At 37.3% G+C, this 11,880-nt stretch carries 14 protein-coding genes and 1 riboswitch; of the genes, 11 read left to right on the forward strand and 3 right to left on the reverse strand.

Translation table 11 applies throughout. The features are described from left to right. The first annotated feature begins 209 nt into the window (after positions 1–209). Positions 210–1,079, forward strand: coding sequence for a class I SAM-dependent methyltransferase (locus M3Z76_RS19050; RefSeq protein WP_293929757.1), 870 nt, complete (start codon positions 210–212; stop codon positions 1,077–1,079). A gap of 75 nt (positions 1,080–1,154) precedes the next feature. Here the strand turns inward: M3Z76_RS19050 and M3Z76_RS19055 are convergent, their stop codons facing one another. Next, on the reverse strand, positions 1,155–1,859 hold the full coding sequence (locus tag M3Z76_RS19055; RefSeq protein ID WP_293929756.1) for a ferredoxin reductase domain-containing protein: 705 nt from the start codon (positions 1,857–1,859) through the stop codon (positions 1,155–1,157). Positions 1,860–2,004: 145 nt separating this feature from the next. Further along, positions 2,005–2,096: riboswitch (TPP riboswitch) on the forward strand. Between the two features lie 83 nt (positions 2,097–2,179). On the opposite strand from M3Z76_RS19055, the gene tenA reads away from it, so the two are divergent. From tenA to M3Z76_RS19100, 9 genes are all read left to right on the forward strand, one after another. After that, the gene (tenA, locus tag M3Z76_RS19060) at positions 2,180–2,866 is read left to right on the forward strand and encodes a thiaminase II (RefSeq protein WP_293929755.1); all 687 of its coding nucleotides are present in this window, start codon (positions 2,180–2,182) and stop codon (positions 2,864–2,866) included. A 15-nt stretch (positions 2,867–2,881) separates the two neighbouring features. Further along, complete coding sequence (locus M3Z76_RS19065) at positions 2,882–3,865, forward strand: ABC transporter substrate-binding protein (protein ID WP_293929754.1); 984 nt, start codon at positions 2,882–2,884, stop codon at positions 3,863–3,865. Beyond that, complete coding sequence (locus tag M3Z76_RS19070; protein ID WP_293929758.1) at positions 3,865–4,623, forward strand: ABC transporter permease; 759 nt, start codon at positions 3,865–3,867, stop codon at positions 4,621–4,623. Before M3Z76_RS19065 ends, M3Z76_RS19070 begins: the two co-directional genes overlap by 1 nt. Further along, entirely contained in the window at positions 4,620–5,348 is a 729-nt protein-coding gene (locus M3Z76_RS19075) for an ABC transporter ATP-binding protein (RefSeq protein WP_293929753.1), read from the forward strand. Before M3Z76_RS19070 ends, M3Z76_RS19075 begins: the two co-directional genes overlap by 4 nt. A gap of 118 nt (positions 5,349–5,466) precedes the next feature. Continuing rightward, positions 5,467–5,994, forward strand: a complete 528-nt coding sequence (locus M3Z76_RS19080; RefSeq protein ID WP_293929752.1) for a DUF1572 family protein — start codon at positions 5,467–5,469, stop codon at positions 5,992–5,994. A 13-nt stretch (positions 5,995–6,007) separates the two neighbouring features. After that, positions 6,008–6,544, forward strand: coding sequence for a DUF4303 domain-containing protein (locus M3Z76_RS19085; RefSeq protein ID WP_293929751.1), 537 nt, complete (start codon positions 6,008–6,010; stop codon positions 6,542–6,544). Between the two features lie 84 nt (positions 6,545–6,628). After that, positions 6,629–7,387 (forward strand): GTP pyrophosphokinase, encoded by a 759-nt coding sequence (locus M3Z76_RS19090; protein WP_293929750.1) that lies wholly within the window; start codon positions 6,629–6,631, stop codon positions 7,385–7,387. 105 nt (positions 7,388–7,492) lie between these two features. Next, positions 7,493–8,206, forward strand: a complete 714-nt coding sequence (locus tag M3Z76_RS19095; RefSeq protein ID WP_293929749.1) for an N-acetylmuramoyl-L-alanine amidase — start codon at positions 7,493–7,495, stop codon at positions 8,204–8,206. A gap of 66 nt (positions 8,207–8,272) precedes the next feature. After that, positions 8,273–9,325, forward strand: coding sequence for an Mrp/NBP35 family ATP-binding protein (locus M3Z76_RS19100; protein ID WP_293929748.1), 1,053 nt, complete (start codon positions 8,273–8,275; stop codon positions 9,323–9,325). 113 nt (positions 9,326–9,438) lie between these two features. Here the strand turns inward: M3Z76_RS19100 and gerD are convergent, their stop codons facing one another. Further along, positions 9,439–10,047 carry a spore germination lipoprotein GerD gene (gene gerD, locus M3Z76_RS19105; RefSeq protein ID WP_293929747.1) on the reverse strand — a complete coding sequence of 203 codons (609 nt, stop codon included), beginning with the start codon at positions 10,045–10,047 and terminating at the stop codon, positions 9,439–9,441. Positions 10,048–10,326: 279 nt separating this feature from the next. On the opposite strand from gerD, the gene M3Z76_RS19110 reads away from it, so the two are divergent. Then, positions 10,327–10,998, forward strand: coding sequence for a KinB-signaling pathway activation protein (locus M3Z76_RS19110; RefSeq protein WP_293929746.1), 672 nt, complete (start codon positions 10,327–10,329; stop codon positions 10,996–10,998). 24 nt (positions 10,999–11,022) lie between these two features. On the opposite strand, the gene M3Z76_RS19115 is transcribed toward M3Z76_RS19110, so the two are convergent. After that, entirely contained in the window at positions 11,023–11,667 is a 645-nt protein-coding gene (locus M3Z76_RS19115) for a hypothetical protein (protein WP_293929745.1), read from the reverse strand. Positions 11,668–11,880 lie beyond the last annotated feature (213 nt).

Below are 11,880 nucleotides of genomic sequence, written 5' to 3' on the forward strand. Positions count from 1 at the left end.
TTGAACCGCCGTATACGGATCCGTACGTACGGTGGTGTGAGAGGACGGGAGTTAATCGCTCCCTCCTACTCTATTATCATTTCTGTTGATAAAGTAGAGTTGTATTTATTTTTTAATAAATGTAGTTTTTGGTAGCATGCTTTTCAGGGTCAAGGTATTATTGGAATGTGAAACTATATTTGTTACTAAAAAAAGATTGGGGGATTTAAATGGAAAAGTATTATTGGGATACACAACTGGAATACCTCAAAAGAACAAGGGATTTATATTATAATGACGACTATTTAGAGTTTTTAGTGAGCAGGGTTTGGAAAATTACTAAACCTGTACATATTATTGATTTTGGCTGTGGATATGGCTATCTAGGACTTAAATTGCTACCGCTTCTACCAGAAGGCTCTAAATATACAGGAATAGATAAAGGACAACAATTGATTAATCAGGCGATAGAATATTTTCATCATCTTCCATATGATGCGGAATTTCTTGTAGCAGATACGAACGAAATAGCGCTTGAAAGAAAGTATGACATTGTGGTTTGCCATGCCTTTTTATTGCATATGTTTGAACCTAAAAAAATGCTTCAAACAATGGTCAACGCTATTGTTAACGATGGAAAAATAATTTGCTTTGAGCCACATTGGATTTCAAGTATGTCCTCATATGAGCTTGAAGGGTATGAACAATCACAGATTGTTCCGCTTGGCATTCTACAGAAATTATTTGAAAAGAATAGTGGGAAGGATGGCAATATTGGAGCAAAAGTGCCTCGATATTTATCTGAATTGGGCGTGAAAAATATCGAGTGCCGAATCAGCGATAAGGTTAATTTTTTCCACTCTGATATGAATCAGCAAGATAAACAAAAATTGTTTCACTCACTCAAAGAAGATGGAGTAGGTGGAGAGCCTGTTAATAAAGATCAATTTATTGAAAGCTTACAAAAACGGGGAATCACCATTAAGGAAGCGCATGAACAATTTGAGGCTGAGCTACTGTTTTCACAGCTCTTTAATATCGACTCCTCTTTCATATATGCACTTAGTATGAAAATTACTTTTGGAGAGATTAAAAAATAGATATCTTCTATAGCCTTAAAAAGCCTTTAGAAATCTGCTTTCCAAAGGCTTTTTCTAGAAGAAATTTAATATAACCTATTTAGATAAAAACTCAGGCTTTTGTTGCTCATGCTTATCAAGAATAATTTGCTCTGGCTGGATGCCTTGCTCACGCAGCACTTCAATGTTCTGCACAAGGAATTCATCGCTACCAACAACATAAAATAGTCCATCTTTGTCCGAAGCAAGATTTTTCACAGCTTCATAGTAGTCTTTACGATTATCGACAAATTGTGCTGTGAAATTTTTATCAGGTGCAGATTCAAAAATAGTAGTGAATAAGAAATCCTTTGATGAATCAATGTTTAAAGAATGCATTTGCTTAACGTTGTCAGCACGTTTGAAATAATCAAGTACAAGCGGTCTGAAAGTTGCTAGACCGACACCTGATGATAGCAAGTAAATATTTTTATTCTCTCTTTTCAGTGGTACATTTGAATGTGTTTTAAAGATGGCTACCTCATTGCCAATCTCAAGATTTCTTAAAATTGTTTTAAATTCAGAGCACTTTTCTCGGATACGTGTTGTAATACCGATTGAATTTTCATGCGGTAAAGTAGAAATAGACATATGGCGGATTAAGCTACGATTCGGTTTATCTCCCTCATTAAAGCCCTTTAGTGCAAAATGAGTGTGAGAGCCTTCTTCCCATGTAAAGCCTTCTGGAAGGTCAAGCATGTATGTTTTAACCTCAGGTGTTTCCTCAACAATTTTATTTATTTTAGTCCAATAGATTTGCATTTTATCTTCTCCCTACTCCGTTGTATGTAATTCATTATACTATAATTGATAATGTTTCTCAATTAACTGGAGTGATTATTTTAAAAAAAATATTTGACAATTAATTTCTATACGGTATGATGAATTTGAAATTAAAATATAATTCTTTTTCTACTAGGGGTGCCAAATGATGGCTGAGAATTACTCTTAGAACCTGATCTCGTTAGGACGAGCGGAGGGAAGTAGATGGGAAATGAACTTGTTGTGTATAACATTTCATTTAAAAAACACACCCCTTCTATGCGTTCCTTTTAGAAAAAGAACAATTAGGAGGGTTTTTTATGAAATTTACTGATGAATTACGTTTAGCAACAAAGGATAGCTGGGAAAAAAGCTTACATCACCCATTTGTCCAAGGAATTGTGAAAGGGGATTTACCTTTTGACATCTTTAAAAATTACATTTTGCAAGATATTTATTATTTAAACCATTATGCAAAAGTACATGCATTGGCAGCGGCACAGGCGGATGACTTTGCCATTACTTCAATGCTTGCTGAAACAGCGAGCAGGACGGCACAGGCTGAGCTAGGTGTGCATGAACAGCATGCAAAAATTTTAAATATTACAGATGAGGATATGGAAAACTTTAAACCAGCGCCGACTGCTTATGGCTATACATCGCATTTATATCGTTCAACAATGCACGGCAATTTAGCATACGTGATTTCCGCGATGCTGCCATGCTATTGGTTATATGCAGATATTGGCAAGACATATGAGCATGCAAATCCAGAGCCTGAAATTTATCGCAACTGGCTTGCAACATATGCAAGTGATTGGTTCCAAAAGGCAACGCAAGGACAAATTGATTTATTAAACTCACTTGTTGAGGATATGAGCGAAAAGGAAAAAGAGAAAGTGAAAGAGCAATTTATTATCGCGAAGGAATATGAGCTAGCATTTTGGGAAATGTCTTATACATTTGAAAAATGGCTATCACAATGCGATGAGAAAGTGAAGCTGTAATAGGGGGATATATTGATGAAAGCAATGATAAGATGTTTGTCATTTTTAACGCTGCTCCTTCTTTTAGTCGGATGTCAGTCGCAGGAAAGTGAAGGGAAGGAAAAGGTTCAGCTTTTCTTAGATTGGACACCAAATACGAATCATACAGGAATTTATGTAGCGAAGGAAAAAGGCTTCTTTGAGGAAGAGGGGCTAGATGTTGAAATTATGTTGCCTGGTGAGGTAAGCACAGAACAAATAATTGGCTCTGGAAAAGGGCAATTCGGAATTAGCTTCCAAAGTCAGGTGACACAAGCACGCTCAGAAAATCTTCCTATAGTTTCAATTGCAGCGATTATACAGAAAGATACGAGCGGCTACTATACGCCAAAATCGAAGGGGATTGAAACACCAAAAGATTTTGAAGGGCGTGTCTATGGTGCATATGGCTCTGAGCTAGAAAAGGCTTCTCTCCAAGCTGTGATGAATAAAGAAGGTGGAGATGCTTCAAAAATAAATATGGTGCAAGTCGGCAATACAGATTATTTTATTGCGATGGAGCGAGATATTGATTTTGTCAGTATTTTTTATGCATGGACAGGTATCGAAGGGGAGCTTCGTGGAGCAGATATGAATTTTATTCAGCCAGCTGATTTTGCGCCAGAGCTAGACACATATTCACCGCTTATCATTACAAGCGATGATATGATTGAAAACGATCCTGAAACAGTGCAAGCATTCATTAATGCGGTGTATAAAGGCTATGAATTTGCGATTAACAATCCACAAGAGGCTGCAGATATTTTAATTGAAGCAGAGCCTGACTTAAATCCTGAGCTTGTGCAACGCAGTCAGGAATGGCTATCTCCGCGCTATAAAGAAGGATCAGAGGCTTGGGGTGTACAAGAGGCAAGCCGCTGGGAACGCTATGCGAACTTCATGATAGAAAACAAAATAATCGAGAGTGTAGACATTCAAAAAGCATTTAATAATGAATTTATTGAGAAGGCTATGAAGTGATGAAAATTAAAAGTATATGGAAGCCAGCTCTTGCACTTTTAATTGCAATTGCGCTGTGGGAAGCGGCAACAAAAGTATGGCAAATTGAAGTATGGCTATTGCCATCACCTTCTACGATTGCGAAGGAAATGATTATCGTTTTCCCGGCCTTTTTACCACATATGCTAGCGACGATTAAGCTTGTTTTAGTTGGTTTCTCATCAGCTATTGTGATAGGGATTATCGTTGCAACATTGCTACATATTTTCCCGACAGCACGGGAAATTGTCATGCCGTTTCTCGTTATTTCTCAAAATATCCCAACAATCGTACTAGCGCCGCTTTTTATGATTTGGTTTGGTTTAGGGGATTTTCCAAAATACTTAATTATTGCAATGACAGCCTTTTTCCCAATTGCGATTGCTACGCTTGATGGATTTAATCAAACAAATCGTGAGTGCCTGCACTATATGCAAATGATGGGGGCAACGAAAAAGCAAACATTTTTTAAATTGCAATTGCCTGATGCGATACCGAGTATTTTTTCGGGTATCAAAATTGCTGCAACTTATAGTGTAATGACGGCAGTTGTCGCAGAATGGTTAGGGGCACAAAAGGGAATCGGTGTTTTTATGACATTATCCGCATCGTCGTACAGAACGTCTCGTGTTTTCGTTGCGATTGTCATCACCATTATTTTAAGCTTAGCCTTTTTCGGTCTATTTTTAGCGCTTGAAAAATGGTTTACACGCTGGAAACGAAATGAGGGAGCACAATGACTTTACAAATCCAACAGTTGCACCATTCATTTGGTGAGAAAAAGGTACTTTCCGATATTTCCTTTACAGTAGAGGATGGACAATTTGTTTCGATATTAGGACCTTCTGGTAGTGGGAAAAGCACGTTATTTCATTTAATTGGTGGTATTTTAAAGCCTGAGAGCGGAAAAATATTGTTAAATAACCGAGAAATTACGAATGAAAGCGGGCATATGAGTTATATGCCACAAAGCCCCTCGCTTTTTCCTTGGCGGACAGTTTTACAAAATGCAATGCTTGGCAGTGAGTTAGTTGGGGTGGCTGATGAAGCAAAGACGATTGAATTATTGCAAAAAGCAAATTTAGGCGAGATGATGGAGGCTTATCCAAGCCAATTGTCAGGAGGGATGAAGCAACGAGTAGCATTTGTGCGAGCATTGCTCAGCCCACAGCCACTCCTCTGTTTAGACGAGCCATTTTCTGCACTTGATTCTTTTACTAAAAAAGAAATGCAGCAATGGCTGTTGAAAACATGGGAAGATTATGACAAATCCATTTTATTCATTACACATGATATTGAAGAAGCGCTCTTCTTATCAGACCAAGTGATTATATTATCAACAAATCCAGCGACGGTAAAGGCTTCTATAAAAATACCTTTCCAACGTCCACGTGATGAACAGTTATTTTTAAGTGAAGAGTTTTTACATTGGAAGCGAAAAATAGTTGAAGCACTTCAAGAATAAAGAATGGCTATCGAGGGAACTCGGTAGCTTTTTTTAGTATATTTAGTAAAAGTATTTCTTTCTCTTGCGCAATTATTAGTTTATTCTGAATATAAATCCAGTCAAAGGGGTAGTGATGATGGAATTAGGAAAAGTCTATTTAACGGTTGTGTATGAACGTTTTAAAGCTTTGAAGGGTTTAGGAGATAAGGCGATAGCTAGATTATCCGTGGAGGAGCTTCATTGGACAATCCATGAGTCCTCCAATAGTGTCGCAATATTAATTCGCCATATGAGTGGAAATATGATTTCAAGGTGGACTGATTTTTTGACAAGTGATGGAGAAAAGCCTAACCGAAATCGGGATGCAGAATTTATAGGTTCGATAGCTACGAAGGAAGAATTATTGGCTATATGGGAAAACGGGTGGGACACTTTATTTCATACCCTCGAACAGCTTTCCGCTGAACAATTGCTATCAACAGTATATATCCGCGGAGAGGCACATACGGTAATGGAAGCAATTGAACGGCAGGTGGCTCATTACGCAATGCATGTAGGACAAATTCTTTTTATTGGCAAGCAAATTAAACAAGACGAATGGGAAAGTTTAAGCATTCCAAAAGGACAATCAAGCACATATAACGAAACGATGTTTAATAAATAGAGGAGCGAGTGCGATGAATGAGCTCACATTAGAGATTGCCAATGCAGCAAGAAAAGCCTTTCAAAGTCTTTTTGCCAATGGCGAATCCTACTATTATTGTACACTGTTCACAACAGGGGAAGGTCATGAACCTTATATATCGGCTTGGTCGTGGGAAGCATTAGAGCGTGAAGCTGAAAACCCAACAACTTGGTCATTTCAGCAAGGGCAATCTAATAGGAGCACAGCTGAAAGGAAAGCATTAATTAAATGGTCTTATGCCGATTCACCATATTATTGTGTAGGTGAGGAGCATTTTCAGCATCTGAAGGCACTTTTCCAAGCACGTCCATTTGATGAAGAGGAGTGGCACTTGCGTATTGAGGCCATGGTATTAGCGATGGAAATGCTTGATCAAGAAGGATTATTTACACTAAATCAAGCAAGGGAATCTGTTTGTATTGTAGTAGAGGTCATGCCACCAGACGAAATGAATACGCAAATTGCTAAACGTTTGAACAAAGCAGATTCTTCAGCATTGCAAGCTTGGCTAATAGAAGCTGCTGAATAATTGTCTATAGTTTTCATTCGCTTATTTCACGATATGTCCAGTAAAATAAATAGTAAGTGAAATTATGAAGCAGAAGGTGAAACGATGAATACAAATATCCAAATCAACAAACTAAAAGTGATGGCAGATGAACTGAAAAGATTTATGCTTATTTATAAATTTGCATTGGATGAAATGAACACAAAAATTAGCATTTTAAAAGAAGAGTTTCAAATGATTCATGACTACAATCCAATTGAGCATACCTCCTCACGCTTAAAATCACCTGAAAGTATTTTAGGCAAAATAATGAGGAAAAATATGAAGCCATCCTTGCTGGCAATTAGAGAGAATATGCGAGATATCGCTGGTATTCGTATTACATGCTCCTTTAGATCGGATATTTATCGCATTAAAGAGATGCTGTGTAATCAACAGGATATTGAGCTAGTGGAATGTATAGATTATATAGAAAGCCCTAAGAACAATGGCTATCAAAGCCTGCATCTAATTGTGAAAGTACCTGTCTTTATGTCGGATCGAGTAGAGAAGGTATATGTTGAAATTCAAGTTCGAACAATTGCTATGGATTTTTGGGCTAGCTTAGAGCATAAAATTTATTATAAATATGATAATGCAGTGCCGGAAAGGCTGACAGCAGAATTAAAAGAGGCGGCCTTAGCTGCTACTGAATTAGATCGGAAAATGGAAGCACTCCATCAAGAGGTGAGAGAGTTAAAATCTGATGATGCAACAAAATTAACGAAGCTTCATTTGGAAAAAGAACAATTTACGATTCCGATGCAGCTAATTGAAATGATTGGTGAGGAAGCTCATACAGAAGAAGAGCCTGAAACTAAATAATAATTGTAAGGAGCTAGCTGACAAGGGATTATCTTTTCAGCCAGCTCCTTTTCAACGCATATGCACGTCCACTTTTGCGTATAGTAAGACAAAGGTGGTGTGCATATGAAGCGTTGGTTAGCGCTAATTGTTATTATGTTTAGCTGTATGATGATTGTCGTTTATGAAACAAGTGCCTCCGATAAACGCTTTTTTTTACCTGAGCCACTAGGTGGGGTGAAAATCGTGCTTGATGCGGGGCATGGTGGAATTGATGGCGGTGCTTCTAAAGGAGAAGTAATTGAAAAAGATATTACGCTCGCTATTACAGAAAAAGTTGCTCGTCAATTGAAGCGGTTAGGTGCTGAAGTCGTTATGACGCGTACTACAGACGAGGATGTGCTGGCAGAGCATGCACCGAATGAGAAATTTTCGACATTGCGAGAACGTAAAAAACAAGATATTTTTTTACGTGAATCAATTGTTCAAAAGCAGCAGCCTGATTTATTTATTACCATTCATGCGAACGCGATTCCAAACAGCAAATGGCGCGGTGCACAAGTTTTTTATCATAAGGAGGGCGATGCACGAAGCGAGCTTTTAGCAAAAACAATTCAAGATTCGATTCGTGAGCATTTGCAAAATACAGACCGTGAAGCATTGTCAATTAAGGAAGTATACTTATTAAAAAAGACACAGGTACCAGCAGTTTTAGTAGAAACGGGCTTCTTAAGTAATGATGAGGAAAGAGCGTTATTAGCGGATGCAGGCTATCAAGAAAAGATGGCTTTAGCAATTGCGCGCGGTATTGAGAACTATTACTTCATGGAACTCCAATAGCTATACTACAACGATAGGTATGTTATACTACTAAATGGATATAAAAATAGAGGAGTGTTTTACGAAATGAACGAACAACAAGTCAAAGAATTGTTGGGACAACTACAAGATCCTTTTTTACATAAAACATTAGCGGAAACGAACGGTATTGTAAACGTAAGTATTAAAGAAGAAAAAGGGCACGTAAGTGTAAAAATCGCCATTGCGAAAACAAATACACCTGAACAAATGACACTTCAAATGAAAATCGTTGAAGTATTGAAGGAAAATGGTGCGCAATCTGTAGGCATTCGCTTTGAGGAGTTATCTGCAGAAGCTTTAGAAGCATTTCGTGGGCAAGCAACAGAGTCAGAAGCACAAGATATTTTATCACCTTTATCATCTGTGCAATTTATTTCAATTGCCTCTGGTAAAGGGGGCGTAGGTAAATCAACAGTATCCGTTAACATGGCTGTTGCATTATCACGTCTTGGCAAAAAGGTTGGCTTAATTGATGCTGATATTTATGGCTTTAGTGTACCCGATATGATGGGCATAAGCGAAATGCCTGTTGTGAAGGACAACCGCATTTACCCTGTAGAGCGCTTAGGTGTAAAGGTGATTTCAATGGGCTTCTTTGTTGAAAATAATGCACCAATTGTGTGGCGTGGGCCAATGCTTGGTAAAGTATTAGATCAATTTTTCCGTGATGTAGAATGGGGAGATATTGATTATTTATTATTAGATTTACCACCAGGTACAGGGGATGTAGCTTTAGACATTCATCAAATGCTTCCATCTTCAAAAGAGATCGTTGTCACAACACCACATCCAACAGCAGCATTTGTAGCAGCAAGAGCGGGTGCGATGGCACTTCAAACAAACCACGATATTTTAGGTGTTATTGAAAATATGGCATGGTATGAATCGAAATCAGGTGAGAAGGAGTATGTCTTCGGTCGTGGCGGGGGTCCGAAATTAGCGGATGAGCTACGTACACAGTTACTAGGTCAGATTCCATTAGGACAGCCTGACTGGACAGGGGATGATTTCGCTCCATCCATCTATGCAGAAGACCATGCGACAGGGCAAATTTATTTAGCAATTGCTCGTCAAATTGTCGAGAAATTACAAAAGTAATAGTAACTAAAACATTGCCTACAAAGCGGCGGAACACCCCATTTGTAGACAATGTTTTTTATCATGATTCTGAAAAGAATATGGACACAATGGATATGCTAGAAAAAATACATTTATTGCTGTCCTTGACTATCTTGTTGCTTACTATCTTCTTGCTGCTTGTCAGATCCAGACCCAGAGTCACTTGAGCTTGTACCTTCCCCACTTTGCATAATCAATTGCTGCCATTTTGCTTGTAGTAAAGGATTATCGATTGTTTCCATCACAATTTGCTCCATCTGTTTGCGTAGTGGTGCGCTTTTTAAAATAGACTCAAGCTGCTTTTGCATATCAGCCTGGCCAAAGAAAGATTGTAAATCCTCTTGATAGGAAGCATCTTTCATTAGCCCTTTTAAAATTGCCTCTTGCTGCTCCTGCATACTCTTTGCTAAAGCCTCTTTAAATTTTGGATCTTGAAATGTCTTTTTCCAAAAATCCTCGGCTTCCTTCGATAATAAAGTTTGCTCTGTTGCTTGCTTTATTTCATCGCTATCAAGTATAAGAAGCTCACGAAACTTTGGGTCCTCTAACACTTGCCGAATTGCTTTTTTTCCATCCTCCGTTTGAATGGAGTCAACCATAATTTTTTTCACTTCATCATAGGACATCGTTGCTGTTTTTGATTCTGTGCATCCAACAAGTAATAGTAAAGAGGAGAAAATAATAAATCCAATTCGATACATAATTTATCAGTCCTTTCATCATTGTAGGTGTGAAAAAAGCGGTATAGCAAGGCTTAATAATACATAATGAATTGCAAAGCTCTTTCATTTATTGTTCACATTTTTACGAATAATATGTATCGTATTTATTTGTCCATTAGCTTTTTTATGTTGTCATTGCTAAAATGGGAATGGAGAGTATCGGTTAACATAACTGAATTCAAAATATATAGTGAAGCGTTCATCTCATTAGAGATGTACATTTTTTATGAATCAAAATAAATTGGGGGACATTATGTCGTGACAATACGAAATTGGATTAAATTTTTCTTTATGTCGCTGTTAATAGGTGGAGCCGTAACAGCTGTTGCAAGTCTTGTTATACGTTGGGACTTCTTCAAGCCATACTTAGTAAATGGAGAATTCGGTGAGTTTATCGCAGCCTTTGCTTGGATGATTTTACTAGGCTTTACGATGAGCGTGATTGCTCAAGCAGGGTATTTTGGTTATTTAACATTACATCAAGTTGGTGTTAATATTTTCCGTACATTAACATTATGGAATTGGGTACAAGTATTATTAATCATAGTTGTGTTAGTTGACTTAGTTATTTTCCGCTTTGCACCAGGAGCAGAGACGGCAAAGGATTGGTTGTTTTACATTGGCTTGCTAGTCGTTTTAGTATTTGGCGCTATTGCAACAGCTATTCAAAAAGTAAAAATGACAGGCAAAAAACATGTATTGATTTCATCTATCTTTTTCATGATTGTTATTACATCTTTAGAGTGGATTATTGCATTGATGGGACGTCAAGATAATATCAACACATATGTGGCTTTATTATTATTCCCATTAATTGCAGTTAATGCATACCAATTATTAATGCTGCCTAAATATAATGCTAAGTCTGAAGAAGATCGCAAAAAATTAGAAAAGCGCCGCAAAGCACGTAAGCAAGCAGCGCAAAATTAAAAACGATGGGAAGCCATCGTTTTTTTATTGGGGAAATCGTTTTGTCTTGATTTGATAACCAAATAAGTTTTCTTCTATAGAAGTGATGCGATGCTGTTGCATGAATAACGTAAGTTGTTCAAAATCAATTGTAGAATCAGCATGAGCAGGAACCGACAAAATCATCCCTTCTTCAAGTGCCAATTCAGCATGCCAAAGGACAGACGGAGTAAGCATATTGATGCGATGATTAAATATTAATTGCTGCAACTCTTTAGGGAATACGTAATCTCTTGTCATAAACCAGAGTGGATCTTTCTCAAAATACTTTTTATAAGTAGCAATTTCGTCTTTTAATAATTGGTTATTCGTATAATCTGTACTATAATGACCAAGGAGCGCAGTCGGTATACGTTTTTCTTTGATTATTTCAATCATTGACGGTGAACGTTCAATCCAAGCACTATCGACCATTAGTAAAGGATAGGGTGCCTGTAAGTTGCTAAGCCAAGTTTCAAAACCTTCATGAGAAAAAGTTACTTCAAGCATTAAAGTTTGTCCATAATGCCCTTTTGAAATAACTGTTGGCTCATTTGTCGCATTAAATGTCGGCAAAATCGTAGAAATCCCTTTCTGATAAAATAGTAAAATTAGAAATAAAAAAGCTAGTAATAGCAGTATTCGTCGCACTTTTTACTCCCCTTTATTTACAGTGATTTTTTATAAAAAATAGTTTTCTATAAAAAAGTTATGAAAAAGCGTTGACTTTAATGAATAAATGATGATATTATAAGTAAGTCGCCAAGAGGTGACGCAGTAATGAACGAAAATGAACCTTGAAAACTGAACAAGCAAGACGTGAATGAATAAAACGTTTCATTTAATAGATGAAACATAATTTTG

Origin of the sequence: Metasolibacillus sp. (assembly GCF_025291715.1) — a bacterium.
Lineage (GTDB): Bacteria > Bacillota > Bacilli > Bacillales_A > Planococcaceae > Metasolibacillus > Metasolibacillus louembei.